Source organism: Marinobacter sp. MIT930201, assembly GCF_047122665.1.
GTDB lineage: Bacteria > Pseudomonadota > Gammaproteobacteria > Pseudomonadales > Oleiphilaceae > Marinobacter > Marinobacter salarius.
On record NZ_CP138916.1, the window covers coordinates 2052424 to 2069727 of the forward strand.

General features: G+C 57.3%; 15 protein-coding genes. 8 read left to right on the forward strand and 7 right to left on the reverse strand.

Annotated elements, in window-relative coordinates; translation table 11 throughout:
• Nucleotides 1-80 precede the first annotated feature (80 nt).
• A complete protein-coding gene (locus SIC19_RS09520; protein WP_075196321.1) occupies nt 81-1187 on the reverse strand; it encodes a helix-turn-helix domain-containing protein in 1107 nt (368 codons plus the stop codon).
• A gap of 244 nt (nt 1188-1431) precedes the next feature.
• Here SIC19_RS09520 and SIC19_RS09525 point away from each other — a divergent pair, with 244 nt between their 5' ends.
• Nucleotides 1432-2322: a metal-dependent hydrolase gene (locus tag SIC19_RS09525; RefSeq protein ID WP_041332837.1), complete on the forward strand. Its 891-nt coding sequence runs from the start codon at nt 1432-1434 to the stop codon at nt 2320-2322.
• 29 nt (nt 2323-2351) lie between these two features.
• Here the strand turns inward: SIC19_RS09525 and SIC19_RS09530 are convergent, their stop codons facing one another.
• Both SIC19_RS09530 and SIC19_RS09535 read right to left on the reverse strand, forming a co-directional pair.
• Nucleotides 2352-3449: a GGDEF domain-containing protein gene (locus tag SIC19_RS09530; RefSeq protein WP_036201928.1), complete on the reverse strand. Its 1098-nt coding sequence runs from the start codon at nt 3447-3449 to the stop codon at nt 2352-2354.
• A 139-nt stretch (nt 3450-3588) separates the two neighbouring features.
• Nucleotides 3589-4404 carry an SDR family NAD(P)-dependent oxidoreductase gene (locus SIC19_RS09535; RefSeq protein WP_041332835.1) on the reverse strand — a complete coding sequence of 272 codons (816 nt, stop codon included), beginning with the start codon at nt 4402-4404 and terminating at the stop codon, nt 3589-3591.
• A 238-nt stretch (nt 4405-4642) separates the two neighbouring features.
• Here SIC19_RS09535 and SIC19_RS09540 point away from each other — a divergent pair, with 238 nt between their 5' ends.
• From SIC19_RS09540 to SIC19_RS09550, 3 genes are all read left to right on the forward strand, one after another.
• Nucleotides 4643-5101 (forward strand): NfeD family protein, encoded by a 459-nt coding sequence (locus tag SIC19_RS09540; RefSeq protein ID WP_041332833.1) that lies wholly within the window; start codon nt 4643-4645, stop codon nt 5099-5101.
• A gap of 2 nt (nt 5102-5103) precedes the next feature.
• Nucleotides 5104-6138, forward strand: coding sequence for an SPFH domain-containing protein (locus tag SIC19_RS09545; RefSeq protein WP_127402072.1), 1035 nt, complete (start codon nt 5104-5106; stop codon nt 6136-6138).
• Between the two features lie 240 nt (nt 6139-6378).
• Nucleotides 6379-7731 (forward strand): HipA domain-containing protein, encoded by a 1353-nt coding sequence (locus tag SIC19_RS09550; protein WP_075196323.1) that lies wholly within the window; start codon nt 6379-6381, stop codon nt 7729-7731.
• 357 nt (nt 7732-8088) lie between these two features.
• Here the strand turns inward: SIC19_RS09550 and yfbR are convergent, their stop codons facing one another.
• Nucleotides 8089-8682, reverse strand: coding sequence for a 5'-deoxynucleotidase (yfbR, locus tag SIC19_RS09555; protein WP_127402071.1), 594 nt, complete (start codon nt 8680-8682; stop codon nt 8089-8091).
• A gap of 110 nt (nt 8683-8792) precedes the next feature.
• Here yfbR and SIC19_RS09560 point away from each other — a divergent pair, with 110 nt between their 5' ends.
• Nucleotides 8793-9632: an amino acid ABC transporter substrate-binding protein gene (locus tag SIC19_RS09560; RefSeq protein ID WP_226909998.1), complete on the forward strand. Its 840-nt coding sequence runs from the start codon at nt 8793-8795 to the stop codon at nt 9630-9632.
• A 12-nt stretch (nt 9633-9644) separates the two neighbouring features.
• On the opposite strand, the gene SIC19_RS09565 is transcribed toward SIC19_RS09560, so the two are convergent.
• Nucleotides 9645-12557, reverse strand: coding sequence for a DUF748 domain-containing protein (locus SIC19_RS09565; protein WP_226909997.1), 2913 nt, complete (start codon nt 12555-12557; stop codon nt 9645-9647).
• A gap of 224 nt (nt 12558-12781) precedes the next feature.
• On the opposite strand from SIC19_RS09565, the gene pdxH reads away from it, so the two are divergent.
• The 3 genes from pdxH to SIC19_RS09580 all read left to right on the forward strand — a co-directional run bounded on the left by pdxH (nt 12782) and on the right by SIC19_RS09580 (nt 14717).
• A complete protein-coding gene (gene pdxH / locus SIC19_RS09570; RefSeq protein WP_075196326.1) occupies nt 12782-13417 on the forward strand; it encodes a pyridoxamine 5'-phosphate oxidase in 636 nt (211 codons plus the stop codon).
• 40 nt (nt 13418-13457) lie between these two features.
• Nucleotides 13458-14045 (forward strand): DNA-3-methyladenine glycosylase I, encoded by a 588-nt coding sequence (locus tag SIC19_RS09575; protein ID WP_127402069.1) that lies wholly within the window; start codon nt 13458-13460, stop codon nt 14043-14045.
• Nucleotides 14046-14264: 219 nt separating this feature from the next.
• Nucleotides 14265-14717, forward strand: a complete 453-nt coding sequence (locus tag SIC19_RS09580) for a DUF3429 domain-containing protein (protein ID WP_041332826.1) — start codon at nt 14265-14267, stop codon at nt 14715-14717.
• A 24-nt stretch (nt 14718-14741) separates the two neighbouring features.
• Here SIC19_RS09580 and SIC19_RS09585 read toward each other — a convergent pair whose 3' ends face one another.
• Nucleotides 14742-15740, reverse strand: coding sequence for an RNA polymerase sigma factor RpoD/SigA (locus SIC19_RS09585; RefSeq protein WP_127402068.1), 999 nt, complete (start codon nt 15738-15740; stop codon nt 14742-14744).
• A 119-nt stretch (nt 15741-15859) separates the two neighbouring features.
• Nucleotides 15860-17302 (reverse strand): aspartate kinase, encoded by a 1443-nt coding sequence (locus SIC19_RS09590; protein WP_075196330.1) that lies wholly within the window; start codon nt 17300-17302, stop codon nt 15860-15862.
• Between the last annotated feature and the right edge of the window lie 2 nt (nt 17303-17304).

Genomic DNA, 17304 nt, shown 5'->3' on the forward strand with positions numbered 1-17304 from the left:
CCATGGACTGCTGTTTTTCTGTAGCAAACTTTTAAGCTAGCACAGCATTTTTAATCTGTCGCATGACCGGAAGATCGTTGTCAGGGACCAACCTCGGGTGCCGGGTCCGGGCCGCCTTCGCGGAATTCACTGGCCGACTTTCCGGTCCACTTGCGGAAGGCACGGCTGAAGTTGGACAGGTCCGCGTAGCCCAGCTCATAGGCGATCTCGCTGACGGACTGATTGGTGTAACGCAGCAACTGGATGGCGCGGTCTTTCAGTACCGCTTCGACAATTTCCCGGTAGGTGGTGTCCTTCTCCGCCAGCCGTCGCTTCAGGGTGCGGGACGACACGCAGAAGCGCTCCGCCATGGCCTCCAGGGATGGCAGCGGCCCGGGCATCATGTGGAGCATGTTGCGGATGGCATAGGTGATGTCGCCCTGGTCTTTCAGGGCTTTTTGCAGTTCGAACTCGCACTGGTCCCGTGCCATCCGGGATGCTTCCGCATCCGCCAGGCGCATGCGGGTGTCCAGCAGGCCTTTGGGAAACACCATGGTTTCCTCGGGCTGGCCATACTCGAAAGGTACCGGTAGCTGGGGCGCAAACCTGGGGTAATAGGCCGGCTCCGGAGAAGTCAGTTGTACCTTCACGCCAGGGAGCTTGCCATCCACCAGCGGGAATCCCCGTTTTTCCGCATCCTCCCGGTCGATCAGTTGTTCCGCCAGCATCATCAGCGTGGCACTGACGGTTTCCGCCAGAAAACGGTATTGGGTGGGCACGTCGAACTCGGAGCGCAACCGCACCAACACATGGTCGCCGGTGTCGGTCAGGGTCATAGTGAGGAAGGGCACACGCAACTGCAGGTAGCGCCTTACCGAATCCAGGGCGCCAGCGAGTGTGGGGCTGGTCAGGGCGGCGAAGCCGAGGGTGCCATGGATGGTGACCCGCAGTTCCCGCGCCAGCATGAAGCTCAAGCCGTCTTTGCTGGCCAGGTTCAGAGCCCGCTCCACCATTACAATCGCATCGGTGACAAACACCCGGCTGTCATTGGATTTCAGATCCTGGGGCGTGAATGCCATGCCTTCGTACAGAACACGGTCGTTGTGGCCCAACTGCCGCACCACATCCGCCAGCACCCGGAGGTACACACCGGGAACCAGGAACAGTCCCAGCATCTGCCGTTCTTTTTCCGGGCCCGGGTTCGCCATGCAGGTTCCTTTTCGTTGTGTGAGATTTGTTGTGGGAAGACTCACTGCCACCGATGCTATCAGAAGCCCGGCGCAGCCACACTGTGACTGGAGGCACCGGCAACCACGTCAGCATAGTCAATTGAGGCCGCCCCTGGCCCCTAATCCACGATGGCCGTCCCCTTTTCGCATTCAAAGCCCGCGTTGACTCACACACACTGGTCCCATCACATCAGCCATAGCGCCCAAGCGCAGGAGTAACGATATGCTGAGAACGAAAACCACTGAGTCAAAGCCGGTTGCACGCACCCCGGACAACGTTGCCATCAAGCCACAGCGCATGGGGTTTGAATTCGGGGAGAAGGTTCCCCATTACTGGCTGGACAACAGCTATATCCTGAGCCACACCATGAACGCCCTGTCTGTGCTGTTCCCGCAGGGCGAGCAGTTTTTCGTGGATTCGGTCCGCTACTATCAGGATCAGATCAACGATCCCAAGCTGAAAAAAGAAGTCAGAGGCTTTATCGGCCAGGAAGCCATGCACTCGCTGGAACACAAGTCCATGAACCAGCACGTGCGGGATCAGGGCATGCCAGTGGAGGAACTGGAAGAACACCTGGAAGTGGTTTTGGGCATTGCCAAGAAGCTTCCAAAACGGCACCAACTGGCCATCACCTGCGCCCTGGAACATATGACCGCGATGATGGCGGACATGCTGCTGGAGCGCAGCGACGTTCGCGAAGACATGCATGAAACCATGCGCCCGCTGTGGGTGTGGCACGCCATTGAGGAAACCGAGCACAAAGCGGTGACCTACGACGTGTTCAACCAGGTCGGCGGCACCTATGCCGAGCGCACGTTTTACCTGGCATTCAGTACAGCCGCATTGGGCGTGATGGCCAGTTACTTCACCACCCGGATGATGCTGAACGATCCGAAGAACTTCTCACTGAAAGACTCTGCCCGCGGCTTGTGGCGGATGTGGGGCAAAAACGGCACCTTCTCCAGCCTGATCCCCACCTGGCTGGAATACTTCAAGCCGGGATTCCACCCTTGGGACCACGACAACAGCGAACTGATTGCCCGCTTCAAGGAGCAGATCAACGAGTACATTGCCCCGCAGTATCAGAAGGGAAATCGCCGGACTATTCAGTAACCCTGTATGTCAGTAACCCTGGATGATCACTAAGTCCTTGCTGTCGCAAGCGGGCCTTTGACCGGCGAAAGGCCCGCCCTGGCGACCCGATTGCGCCCGGCCCGCTTGCTGCTGAACAGGCAGCGGTCGGCAATCCGGAACAAGGACTCGGCTTCGATGGCATGATCGGGATAATGCGCAATTCCGAACGATGCGGTCACCCGGATCAGGGCATCACCATAAGGAAGTTCGCTGTCGGCAATACGCTGGCGCAACTCGTCCATTAACTGGAACGAATCCTCGAGTTTCACATCCCGCAGAATCAACCCGAATTCCTCTCCGCCCAATCGTCCCACTGCGTCGGTGGTCCGCAGACGTTCGGTGAGCTGCTTGCCAATGTTTTGCAGAACGTGGTCTCCGGCGTCATGGCCCATGGTGTCATTCACTACCTTGAAGTGGTCGATGTCCATAATCACCAGGGCAAATCCCGAGCCACTGCGGGCACACTCTGCGATGGTGCGGGCCAGGGTGCTCTGGAAGTTCGCACGATTGGCCAGCCCTGTGAGTGCATCAGTCTGTGCAAGAGTGAACAATTTTTGCTCGGCTTCCTCACGACGGGCTTCATAAAGATGGATAAAACTCAGCATCAGGATGGCGCAGAGCACCATGTTTAGCAGGTCGATCACGCCGCCGGCATCAGCGACGAACTCCAGGTGGAAGTAGTAAGTGACGCAGCCCGCCACCACGAACGGCGCGCTGAGCAGGAAACCTTCTTTCTTTCCCAGCAGCAAATACGCCAGAACCGGTATCATCAGCACCCACACGAAGGCAGACACCGAGGCTTCGGGTACCAGCATGATCATCAAGGCGAAGGAAAATCCCGTCACCAGATAACTGTAGATCCAGACCTGGAGACGAGGTGTGCGATTGATTCGGGTAACCCCAAAGAAAAGGATAAGGCTCGCAATGAGCTCCCCCGTCGCGAGCCAGATATAGCCGTTCAGAATCTGCAGGCAGCCAAAAACCACCAGTGCAGAGGCGGTCACGAGAAACAGTGCTCGCATCAACGAACGACGGTGGGTGTCCCGGAGGCCTGAGCGGCTTTGTTCAAGCGACGCACCAAGGTCCGGGTGCTGGGGAGTGTTCATGCTGCCTCTTTCCCTGAAATACAGCGAGATTGGAATATCGGTGGCTGTATGCAAAATATACAGCGGCAGTCACTGGGCTTCAATCATCCCGGCGAACTGCCGCGAAACCACCGAAATACGGCAAGCATGAAAAAGGGTTTCAGACGTAAAGATTTTTCCGCGAAAAACGCTCAACCAGAGGCTGGTAGGCGGACCCCAGAACCCGGTTCAGGGCATCGATACCCCAGGCATCGGGCCCGACCAGAATTCGGGATTCATCTTTCAGAATGCCACGGACGATAATATTCGCCGCCTTTTCCGGAGTGGTCATGGCGATCTTGTCGAAGCCCTTGCGCTGGGCTTCGGCGTTCTCCGATTTACCCATACGCGCCGCATTCGCAATGTTGGTGCGGATGCCACCGGGATGAACGCAGCTCACCGCGACCGACTGCTTTTCCAGCTTCATTTCCTGGCGCAGTGACTCGGTAAAGCCACGAACTGCGAATTTAGCCGCGTTATAGGCGCTTTGCTTGGGTACGCCAATAAGTCCGAACACGCTGGAAATATTCACCACGTGACCATCCCCGGAGGCGATCAGGTGCGGCAGGAAGGCCCGGGTACCATGGGCCACGCCCCAGAAATCGATGTCCATGATCCACTTGAAGTCATCGTCGGTCATCTCCCGCACAGATGCGGACAGGGCAACGCCGGCGTTGTTAATCACCAGGTTCACCTGGCCGAAATCCCTGGCGACCTGCTCAGCATGAGCGTAGATGGCATCCCGGTCTGAGACATCCAGGGTATAGGTGCGAACTTCCGCCCCGCTACAGCCAGCTGCGGTTTCCGCAAGGCCTGTCTCGTTGACATCGGAAAGCGCCAGGCGACAGCCCTTTTCCGCCAGTGCCACGGCCAGCGCCCGGCCTATGCCGGAACCCGCGCCGGTAACCACGGCTACCCTGTTGTTCAGATCTTTCATGGACGATGACCTCTTGTTGTGCGATGTGTTGCTTACTCTAACAGGTGTCGGGCCGCTGGATATGGCAAAAGCGCGCCTATGACCGGGGCATTCGGGCCACCCGATACCCGGGGTTCAGCAACACCACGAATATCGTGACTCCGTCCCCACGAATGTGCACAATCCGGGACGACGTTGGCCGGGTTTGGTTACAATCTCCTGGCCAACCCTTTTTCCTGTCACTAGTGGATGTTGCTGTATGGAATGGAGTCTCACGCATTTCTGGCTGATACTCGCCCTCGTATTGAGTCTCGCAGAACTGACGTCTGGTGTGCTGGTGCTACTGGCACTGGGGATCGCAGCTGCTTTAACGGCGCTGTTGACCGCTCTCGGCGCGCCTTTCGAATGGCAACTGGTCGGTATGGGCGTGTTTTCGGGCATTCTGGTACCCATTGCCATTCGCTGGATCAAACCGAGGTTTTCCCCCAAGGGTGTCGCTTACGGGACAACCGGCACCGGCGTCGAGCAGGGCAAGCAGTATCGCACGCTGAAGCGCGATTTTGACGGCGCCAGTGGCATCAAGGTCAACGGCGACTTCTATCGCCTGCGTACCAGCGATACCGGCATGACCGAACTGCCCGCAGGCACCGAGGTTACTTTCGAACGTTTTGACGGCACCACTGCCGTTGTTCACACGATCACTAAAAAGGAGCAGTAAACATGGAAAACGTGGTTTCCCCGGGGCTGGTGATCAGCCTTATTTTCGTCGTCATTGGCATTTTCATCATCGCCAAGGGCCTGGTGATTGTGCGCCAGTCCGAAGTGATGGTGATCGAGCGGCTAGGGTCATTCAATCGCATACTGGAGAGTGGTGTTAACATCATCATCCCCTTCATTGAGCGCCCGCGCGCCATCACCATGACCCGCTACGTGCGCATCGGCGACGAGTATCATCCAAGCAGCAGTTTCGAAACCCGCATTGACCGCCGCGAAACCGTCATGGACTTCCCCGGACAGCCGGTGGTAACCACCGACAACGTCACCGTAAACATCAATGGCGCGCTTTACTACCAGATTATCGACCCACGCCGTGCGGTTTACGAAGTGGCCAACATGAGCCAGGCGGTCGAGGTTCTGGCCAAAACCACCCTGCGCTCCGTGGTGGGCAAGATGGAACTGGACAAGCTGTTTGAATCCCGTAGCGAAGTGAACAACGCCATCCAGGCCGAAATGGAAGAAGCGGCGTCAAAGTGGGGTGTGAAGCTGACTCGCGTTGAAGTTCAGGACATCAGCATGCCGGAAGAGGTGGAAGAAGCCATGCGCCTGCAGATGGCCGCCGAGCGTAAGCGTCGCGCCACGGTGACCGAGGCCGAAGGTGAGAAGTCCGCCGCTATTGCCATGGCCCAGGGCCAGCGGGAATCCGCCATTCTCAACGCTCAGGGCGACAAGGAATCTGCCATCCTGCGTGCCCAGGGTGAGCAGGAATCCATTCGCCTGGTCTTGAGCGCCATGGGTGACACAGAAGAGAACAAGCAGACCGTTATCGGCTATTTGCTGGGGCAAAGCTACATCAAGGTACTGCCGAACATGGCCAAGGAAGGGGAACGGGTCTTCGTGCCCTACGAGTCATCCGCCCTGCTGGGTTCCATGGGCATGTTCCGGGAACTGGCAGGCAGCCCCGAAGACATCGTGCGCCAGAGTGTGAAACAGGATGGCCTGCGCGGTGGCATGGTGGCGTCAGCCGGCAGCAGCTAGAGCGCTCCGCCACTCAGCGGCCCCGGCAGCCCTTATTCCAGTAGGTTGTCGAGGGGTCGCTGGCTCAAACTCCTTGTTGCCCTTATGCTCAGCAAATAAACAGACCCAGGCTCTAATCTACTCTGCAAGTATACTTGCAACGATTTTGCTTTTTATCGCTTACCTTGCAAGTAAACTTGCAATAAAGCCCGAGCCATCTAATATTGTTGCAAGTATTCTTGCAACATAGGGTCTGAATCAATGAGCCTCACTCTGCAGATTCACTGGGACAATCAGTGGCACGATGCTGGCACCGTTGCTTTTCCACACGAAACCGACGGACTGCTCGGTAAACCGACGTTTTCATACGACATTCAATATGTCTTGGCGGCCCTCGAACAGGGTGGCGATTATGAAAGAGAGGACCTGAATAACAAGAAAGCCGTCGGAGTAAATCTACCGTGCATCCTGGGCGGTGATTTCATGGCGGGAGAAATTGCACCAATATTGCGCGATATTATTCCTCAAGGCGCTGGGCGCCGAGCTTTAGTAAAACAACTTGGATATTCCCGTGACCCAGAACAGGCAATTGATGTTCGACTCTTGACTGAGGGGTGCATTGGGCCGATTGGCAACCTACGGATTAAAGAGGCCGCCAAAGCCTTTGAAAAAGAGGTTGCCGAGTCCGAAATCGTCCTCTTTGACCGACAAGACGTATGTACTCGCGCTGACGCCCTAGTTCAATATGCTAACAACTTACATGTCGCGATTGGCGGCGCCACAGGTGCCGGTGGTGATGCCCCGAAACTCCTATTGGTTGAGAATCATTACGGTGAGTATGCGCTTGAGGGAACTATTCCTGAAGAGGATATTTCGCGCCACTGGCTCGTAAAATTCCCGCGCGGCAACAGATCCAAAGATGATGTTCAGGTTCTTGAAGGCGAGGCAGCTGTTTATCAGTTGCTTGAGGCTCGAGGGTTCACGTCTATAGTCGGCACATTCTTCGATGAGATCAATGGCGACGTTGCACTGTGGTTACCTCGATTCGATCGGGAGGTGGGGGCTGATGGTGTATCACGCCACGGTATGGAATCTGTTTATTCCATCATGGGAATGATAGGCGATGGTGCACGACTTGAGCACGTGGATGTGATTCAAAAACTGCGAGAGTGCATTACAAAGCCCAAGAATAAAGACGCTCTACTCGCTGATTACTTGGTTCGCGATGTGCTGAATACCACAGTCGGTAATAGAGACAACCATGGAAGAAATACATCTTTGATAAAACGTGGCCACGACATTGAATTAGCGCCGGCTTATGACTTAGCACCAATGGTTTTAGACCCTGAGCCAATTGCAAATTCTACCTGGTGGCCGAAACACCTCTTGGATAGGCGACGGAACCCAGATTATGCCGCCATTCTAGAGGAGCTCGCGACCGATCCCAAGAGAGCAGCCGGCCTCATGGAAGGCGAGTTATCGAAACTGACAGGCATGAAAGATGGTCTTAAGCGGTGTGGCGCCCCTGCCAAGATGCTGGATCACGCCTCCATTAGAATGCATGAGCCTGAACTGGCACTTGAGCAGCTCGAGCGTTTACTGCAACCACACTGACTCAACGGGATTCAAAACATTCATGCCCAAATTAAAGCGGCCGGATCTTACACCGGAAGAGCGGACCAAAATTCGAGAGGAGATTATAACTGAACTTCAGACCGAGGAAATCCACCTCGGTCAAGCCATTCGGCGGCTTCGTCTAAAATTTACAGGCCTCAACCAGAAACAATTCGGGAGAATCGCAGGATTCTCAGCGACGACCATCTCCGCTATCGAGCGCGACCCAGAGACAGGGACCGTGAAAACGTTGAATAGGATCCTTCGAAAGTTTGGCATGCACTTAACTCTTGGAATGATAGTGCGAAAAAGCGATAAAACCTAAATTTCAGGCCCGGCTCCATAGCAGCAATTGTCCTATTCCAGGAGGTTGTCGAGGGGCCGCTGATAACCCGGCGCAAACACTTCCAGGAAATACATCACTTCCGGCAGGGCGTCATCCTCCAGCTTTTTCAGGATGTGACCCGCCGCTGGTTCAAACTCCTTGTTGCCCGCCTGCATCTCAGCCTGGCATTTCAACAACGCCGAGAGCCGGTCGGCCGCCTTGATCAATTCCTTCTCCTCCTGCTCCCATCCGGATTCGCGAACATAGGGCGCAAAATCCTCCTGCAGGTCCGCCGGTAGCAGCGCCAGTAGCTCGGCCTCCGCCTTGTGCTCGATGTCTCCGAACGCTTCCCGCATAACCTGCGAGTGATATTTGACCGGTGTCGGCATATCGCCTGTAATAACCTCTGTGGCATCGTGGTAGAGCGCTGCGGCAGCGATCCGGTCAGCGTTGACCTGCCCGCCAAAATGCCGGTTACGGATAATTGCAAGCGCATGAGCCAGGGTAGCCACCTCCCAGGAATGAGTGGCGACATTCTCCTCAATGGCGTTGCGCATCAGCCCCCATCGCTTGATCCACCGCAGGCGAGACACATAGGCAAAGAAATGACTGAGAGGGCGTTTCATAATGGGCGCTTCACGTTTTGCATGAGTTTATTGTTGGCCTCTTTTGACTAAGATTAAACAGTGGTAATGTGAATGGACGTTCAAATCTTGATGCCGGGAAGCACTCTACCTTGAAACTCCAACTCGGATTAAAGCGCAGACATCCGCTGAAAGTCACCCTTCTGATACTGGGCTTAACGCTGACTCTCGGTGTTACAACCACTGTTTCGGCCCAGACCAACATCGCTGTCGGCGTCTATAATTTCCCTCCGGTGGCCAGTGTGAACAGTGAAAACAAGGTGGAGGGCTTACTCGGTGACCTGTTAAGAGAGCTGGATTCAACAAACGACAAGGTCACGTTCCGGATTGTCTACACTTCCCCAAAACGCAGACACCTGGATTTCCACGCCGGATTGTACGACGTTATTTTCTTTGAGAACCCGAGTTGGGGCTGGGAAAACCTGCCTGTTAACGCTACCCGACCAATTCTGATGGACGAAGACGTCTATGTCGCCCTCAACAAACCCGGCCGTGACCAAAGCTTCTTTGACAACGTCACCGAGCGACAGCTCGTTGCTATCTCGGGCTATCACTATGGCTTCGCCGGCCTGTCTACGGATAACGCCGAGCTTGAGAAACGATTCAATATCGAGTTCTCCCATAGCCACAGCCGTAATCTTGACCTGATCAAGGCGGACCGTCCGTCACTGGCCGAAGTGGCTGTGGTCAGTCGCTCCTATCTTCAGAGCCACCTGAACGACAACCCCGAGGACAGTGACAGGTTCCTGGTGTCCGATACCCCCGATCAGACCTATCTCCTCCATATCATGGCACGGGACAACGGCCCCATCGACGCAACCACATTGGAGCAACTGCTGTCGCCGCTGTTCAAAGACGGGCGGTACCAGCAATTTGTCGATAAACGCGACCTCCAGTTGCCGCCGGGCATCTCCGAGCCAGCAGCGCCTTGATCCCAGCCGCTGTCACCGCACATCCAGCTCAAAGCTGACGGTGACAGTGCCGGCCTCATCGGCCGTCGCGTCGCGCACAGGGTCAAGCAGGTATACCTGATTTTCTGATGCTCCATGCTCCTGCAGCATTTGCTCCCGGAGCCATACGCCTCGGGATGTTGCCAGGTTGCCCAAAGCCTCCGGTGGCAGTTCCACATCGGCTATCAGTCGCTTCACCAGCGCCTGCTCCCATTCCTGTTTGCCGGGTTCTACGTTCCCGCCGGCAACGTCGTTTCGGAAAGCTTCCACCGACGCCACGTAATCCGAATCCGCGTACGCCTGCTCAAGCCGAGCGATACGTGTAGACGCGGAAGCTCCATCCGCTATGCCCAGTTGCTCGAACAGTTTCTGCCGCCGTAACGCGTCTCCGTCTGCCTCTGGTGCGACCGCTCCACGAACATTGAGCGCCAGACCAGGGCGTTCATTCAAGGCCTTGCCCAGTGCCTCCAGTTTGACGCCTTCCCCATCGGCAAGCTCGGTGCGCCCCGCTTCAAAACGCACATTGCCCAGTTCTTCTCCCGACAGGCCCGCAAAATCCGCAATCGAACCCAGCATGCTGAATGGCGACGTGGCGGCTTTGGCAACGAGGTTTACGAATGTCCTCATGACAACCTGACCGATACTGAAGTCCGGGCTTTCCAGATCTCCGCTGATGGGCAGGTTGATATCGATGACACCCTGCCGGTCACGCAGCAACGCCAGACCAAGCTTGACCGGTGCACTGACGGCCTCGTCACTCGGAACGGGGCCTCCAAGCTCCAGCCGATCCAGGATGACGCTGTTGGCAGCATCCAGACGGCTGCCGGAAAACTCATAATCCAGATCAAGCTTGAGCTTGCCACTGTCCACGCTGTATCCCAGGTAACGGCCAAAATACGGTGACAGCATGGGCAGAGAGACGTTCTCCATGGTCAGCTTCAGATCGCTGGTATCATCGGTGCCCAGGGCGCCCACGGAACCATCCAGCGTCATGGTTGCCACATCGCCAACCCGCCCCTGGATCGAGATCTGGCCCTGTTGCGGCGCCACGTTGCTAAGCCCGGTTACTGAGCCGCGCAACTGGTCGAACCGGGTTGCGAATGTCGGGTCCAGGGTCCGATCGGTGTAGGAGATGGCACCTTCTTCCAACATCAGTTGGCCAATGCGGAAGATGAAGCCGGGTTCGCCGTCACTACTGGTTGTTTCTCCAGCTGGCGCGGATTCGTCCGACGGCGAGGACCTGACAATCCGTTCAACATTATGAGTACCGTTGCTGTCACGGACCACGTTCACCGCAGGACCCACCAGGGTAATGGTGCCAATCTGCAGCCGTGCCGGCGCGACGTTGTACTCCAAAGGTTCCAGGCGCACGCTCTGCCAGCGGATCAGGGGCTGATCACTGTCGCCAAGACGCATATCCAGGGAGGCCACCTCGCCAGTGCCGCTAAAGGTACCCGTCAGCGGGTCTTGCTGTTGATCGAGATCCAGATTGCCATCGACAGACAACAGGCCATCCCTGACATCCAGGTTCGCCGCCTGGTTGATATAGGCGCCAAACTGCGACAGGGCAATCCCGCTGCCAGACAGCCCGGCTTCCAGCGTGAAAGGTGCCAACGTGGCCTGACCATTGATCGACAGTTTCCCACCACCGTTCAGCGCACCACTGGCGTTGTAATTGACCGGTTCCTCCAGGCGATGGGAGATCTCATCGATGCTGATCGACAGGTCCTCAAGGGCCAGTTCTGCGGGCAGTTGCGACTGCTCGTCCCGCCAACTGACCGCGCTGTTGGCCAGTTCCACGCCGGCCACCGTCCAGCGGAAAGGCGCTCCTGTGCCAGTGTCGTCACCACCTGATTCATCCGCACTATTCTGAAGTGGCGCCAGAAGATTGAGCTGGCCGTTCGCATCACGGAGCAGTGACAGGCTGACACCATCGATGTTCACGGTGCCAGTGGACAGCTCCTGTTCGCTAAGCCCGAAACGGATATCACCTACGCTCAGACGATCCGCACTCAGAAGCCCATCATCGGCATCAGCCTCAACGCCGAGATCGACATCGTCGATCGTGAGCTGGCCCTCCGAGGTGGTCAGATACAGTTCACCGGCAGAACGCAGTTCGTACTGCGAGCTAAGGGTCACACTGCCGTTACGAAGCTGATAGGGAAGATAGGGCTTGAGAAAATGCTGCAGGGTTTCATGGGACACGTCACCCAGTTTGAGGAACCCTTTTGAATAGAGAGGGGCGATGCTCAGGTCGCCTTCCCACTCAATGGTCTGGCTGCCGACCGCCGCCAGCAGGTAATAGCTGCTGTCGGCGTCCTCGCGGGGCCAGGTGGCCAGGTCGTTCAAAGCCAGATCCAGGGGCGTAACCCGAAATTCTTCCTGGCCTTGCTGACTGAAATCCCGGAACAGCAGTTCGCCACCCGAGACCCTGATCCGGTCAAAATAGATTCTGGGCGGTTCTCCGGAATCCGCCTCCTCGGGCGCCGGTTGTTCGCCACCCGGATTATGGGCCTGCCAATCCCGGGCGAAGTTGACACTGTAGTCCTCCAGCAAATCCAGGCGAACGTAAGGGTCTTCCAGTTCGATGTCCTGCAGCGCGACAATTCCGGTGAGCAATCGCCAGACCCCGAGGTTGGCATAAAGGCTGTCAAAGGCAACCACCGGTTCGCCTTCAGCGTCCCTGGCCTCCAGGCCAACGGCTTCAACGCTCATGGCGAAGGGGTTCACCTGGACCTCTTCAATCTCGGCCTGCCACCCCATGTGTTGTTCCAGCCGCTCCGGCAGCGTTCGCTCCAGCCACCACGGCAATAGCGCAAACCCGGCGATGGCATAGATCACCACCAGAACCAGTACCACTATCGAGATATTTCTGGCAGACAATCGTCGTTTGCGGTTCGCAGGCACCGGGCTCTCCTTGTTGTCCATTGCTGACAGGCGCGATCTGTCGCCAATCTATCCACCAAGGATAGCCCGCCGGTGACCGGTTTGTCAGCCGGATGGGTTGATGAGGAGGGTGATGAGGAAGGTGATGGGGGGTTATAGAGGGTGATGGACTGACATGGGGCAACGAACCCGATATTCTGTTTTCACTGACTCAGGCAACGAAATCCCTCATTCAGGAAACCCGGATGGATATTAGCGATATGCGCCGAGACTTCGAAAGCGAAGGCCTTGAGCGCGATGCCCTTGATGACAACCCCGTCAGACAATTCCATGTCTGGTTCGAGAATGCCCGTGAGGCCGGCATTCTCGAGCCCAATGCCATGTCACTGGCCACCTCAGGCGGAGACGGCATGCCCGACATACGGACCGTCCTGTTGAAATACTTCGACGACGCCGGTTTTGTGTTCTATACCAACTACGGCAGCCGCAAGGCCCACGAAATGGCAGAAAATCCAAAAGCCGCCCTGCTGTTCCCCTGGATCGGGCTGAACCGCCAGGTGCGGATTCAGGGCCATGTGGAAAAGGTCAGCAAATCCGAATCCCTGAGGTACTTCACCTCTCGCCCCCGGGGCAGCCAGATCGGTGCCTGGGTATCGGAACAGAGCAGGGCGATCAACTCCCGCGGATTGCTGGAACAGAAAGTGGCCGAGATGAAACGCCGGTTCAAGGACGGGACGATCCCGCTACCCGATTTCTGGGGCGGTTACCGCGTGGTGCCGGAACGAATCGAGTTCTGGCAGGGGCGGCCAAGCCGCCTGCATGACCGCTTTGAATACGTCAGGCAGGGCGATCGCTGGCACATCGACCGTCTACAGCCGTAACCCGCACCGCTCCACCAACTTCAGACGAGAAGGCAGGACTATGGACAATCAACAACGCTGCCCCTGGTGTGGCGATGACCCGCTCTACGTTCACTACCACGACACCGTATGGGGCCGCCCCGAGTACGACGACCTGGCGCTGTTTGAGAAGCTGTGCCTGGATGGCCAGCAGGCGGGCCTGAGCTGGATCACCATACTCAAGAAACAGGACAACTACCGCGCCGCCTACGACCATTTCGACCCTGAAAAAATCGTCCGTTATGACGAGGCCAAAGTCGACGCCTTGATGCAGGACACTGGCATCGTCCGTAACCGCCTGAAAGTCGAGTCCATCATCCGCAACGCCCGGGGCTACCTGGAGCTACGGGATCAGGGCCACTCGTTCAGTGACTTCCTGTGGTCGTTTGTCGGTGGAGAGCCTATCCAGAATCACTGGCAGCGTTTTGCCGACGTGCCGGTTTACACGCCCGAGGCCGAAGCCATGTCCAAGGCACTGAAAAAACGCGGCTTCAACTTTGTGGGGCCCACCATTGTATATGCCTTCATGCAGGCCACGGGCATGGTCAATGACCACCTCGTTCAGTGCCCTCAACACGCCGCCTGCCGTGAGCTCGCGGACAATGTCTGACTATTATTTCCTCGGCGTTACACGACTGGAATGATCCCAAACGATCCGTTGCTCGTAAGTCCGTGGGTAGCACATCATCCCCGCGTTTTACGGTGAGAGTCATACGGTGAGAATAACCCTGGAAGAACTCAGGCAGTCGATCAACCCGGCCATTGAGTTGGTGGGTACGGAGCCCGCCGCTATCGGACCAATGAGGATTCGGGTTCAGGGGAAGCACTCGTGATTGCCGTCGCCAGACTGGCGATCGTGGTGGGCATTGGCGGGCTGCTACCGTTCCTTGCCGCCATTTTCGGACTCTTTGCGCTGCCTGAACAAAGCCTGGCCATCTCCCGCTATTTCTACCTGTACAGCGCGGGCATTCTGGCCTTTATGGCGGGCATCTACTGGCCACTGGCCATGCAGCTTGAGAATCGCTGCTACCCGATTTCCCCCCTGGTAACCATGTTGTTGAGCCAAGTGTTCTTCATCACCGCCGGCATTGGTCTGCTGCTGCCCATTGCCGGCCAGATCCTGGTTTACACGCTGGCCTATGTCGCGCTGTATGTGGTCGACGCTCGCTGGATGAGGGGTTATTGGCCGGACTGGTATCTGAAGTTGCGGCTGGGACTGACAGCTGTTGTCCTGGCGTGCCAGGTAGCGGCGGGCGCCTGGTTCATTCTGGCCCAGGGCTAAGCCGGTCGATACCGGCCCTGAATACTAGCCCCGGAGCTCGTCGTTAGGGTCGATAAAACGGCCCCGTAACTTTTTCAGGGCGCATTTCTCTATCTGCCGCACCCGCTCCCGGCTTATTCCCAGGTCATCGGAGATCACCTGCAAGGTTTCCGGTTCTGGGAGGCCCAGGCCGTAACGCCTGGCCAGGACATCCTTTTCCCGCGAACTCAGTTCCGCCAAGAGAGCGGTCAGTGTCCGTTTGCGGTCACGCTGGGCCATGTCGTGGTCCGGCGCGGACTGATCGTCTGCACTGAGGCTGTCACCCAGCGTAATGCCACCCTCCATGCCCACCGGCAGATCCACTGACACTTCCAGACTGGCCAGCGCCCGCAGCTCACCAATGCGGGAAGGCGACACCTCAATCTCCCGCGCCAGTTCGGTCTGCGACGGCGTGCGGCCCAATGTCTGGTGCAGTACCAGGGATTTTTTCTGCAACAGGCGGATTTCATCGACCACGTTTTCAGGGGTATGCACAAGCCGGGTTCCACGCTTCATGCACCGCTTCACCTCTTCGCTGATCCACCAGTAGGCATAGGTCGAGAAACGAAAGCCCTTGGTAGGATCAAACCGCTCCACGGCCTTGATCAGACCGACATTGGCATCCTGAATGACATCCGACATGGGAATGCCGCGGTTGGCGTAGCGCCTTGCGATGTGCACCGCGAGCCGGAGATTGCTGCGAATCAGCCGCTGACGACTGGCGGTGGCGAGATGGTAGGCACGACGACACCGCCTCGAAAAAGCACAGGCGTCGCCCAGGCTTCCAACCACTTCGCGGAATGTCTGAGGGGTGCCTTCCGGCAAGGCAAGCTCGGTAGATATGATCCGATAGCAGAAGGTCAGGCGCCGTGAAAGTCGGCGCTCGCCCTCATTGGTGAGCAATTCGTAACGGGACGCATCCCTGAAGTACAGCCCTACCAGGGATTCCGTTTCGCCGGAATGGGCTATGGTCGGAGACGGCCCCGGGCTCTGAACGTCAGTCATGGCACAGGTTCCGATCGCGAATTTCCAGAGAATACGCGCGGAACAGCGTCGTGGATCCCCCGTTGCCGGGGGCACAGACTGTCCGTTGTGGCAATTACCGACGTAGAGAAACCAGCAGGTTACGCTGCAACAATCGCGTACTCGTGGTTGTGAGGCTCAATCAGCGCGCCGTGAAGCGCCACAATGGTCTTCTCATAGGCGTCTTCGTCCACTACGAACTGGATGTCCACCTGCCGCATGCACTGGTGCAGGGCCAGAACGCTGATATCCTCGTCCGCCAGGGCCTTGACTGACCGAGCCAGGATGCCCGACACCTTGATATCGCTGCCAATGGCAGACACGATCGCCACCTTGCGAGTGCTGATTTCGGCGTTGGGAAATTCGTCTTTCAGCGCCCTGACCACCCGTTTGACGTGTTTGAGCGTACTGTCCACGTAGTGGGTAATGGTGTTGGCGTTGGTGTCCTTGGATACGAAACGCACCTTGAAGCGACCCAGCACTTCCAGAATGCGACGGTCGGAACCGGGCTCACCCTGCATGTCCTGATCGAACACCTCAATGGCAAACACGCCTTTGTTACCCGCGATGATCTCTACCTGAGGCTTCTCACTGACGTAGTCGCCGGTGATCAGGGTACCGGTGTGCTCCGGCTCGAAGGTGTTCATCACCCGCAGCGGAATCTCGTTCTGACGCATGCCCTTGCCAGCGCGCGGGTGGATCGCTTCCATACCGAGGTTCGCCAACTGGTCAGCAACGTCATAGTTGGTGCGCCCCAGGGGGACGACCTTATCCGCACCGACAATGTTGGGGTCCGCGGAACTGAGGTGGTATTCCTTGTGGATGATCGCTTCGCGGGCGTTGGTAATCACCGCGACCCGGCTGAAGGTCATCTCGCTGTAGCCCCGGTCGAAGGTACGCATCAGGCCTTCCTTGCACTGGGCATACCCCGTCACGATCGGCAGCTCACGGCTCAGGTCCACCGCGTCGAATGCCTGCTTGAGCTTTTCATCCAGCGGCAGCAGTTCATTGTCGCGCCACCCGGTCAGGTCCACGAACCGCGCATTGATGCCTTCCTGCTGAAGCTTCAGGGCAGTGTTGAAGGCACTGTGGGCCTCACCGATACCGGCCAGCATTTCACGAACCGTCAGCAGATGCTCCTCAAGCTGGAACTGCCCGTAGGAACACAGACGTTGCAAATCAATCAGGCAGCCGCGAACGCCTTCGATGCGGTCAGTGATGAACTGGTCCGCCTGCTGCTTGAGCATGGGGTCCGGGAACAGCTCGCCATTGATGTCGGTCAGGAACTGGATCAGTTTGGTGAGGTCGTCGCCCCAGGCCCAGTCCGACTCGGCATCGGCGAACAGGGCATAGACACCCGGTTCTCCGGTTTTCTTGTGCTCCAGCAATTCGTCGGTGACACCGCCATAGGCGGAGACCACGAAGATGCGCTGGTACAGGTCGTCCTTGGAGCGCCCGCCGAGAATGATGTTGTCGCGCACCGCCTCATAATTGCTCATGGAGGTGCCGCCGATTTTCTCTACGGTATGTTGTTCGCTAGTCATAA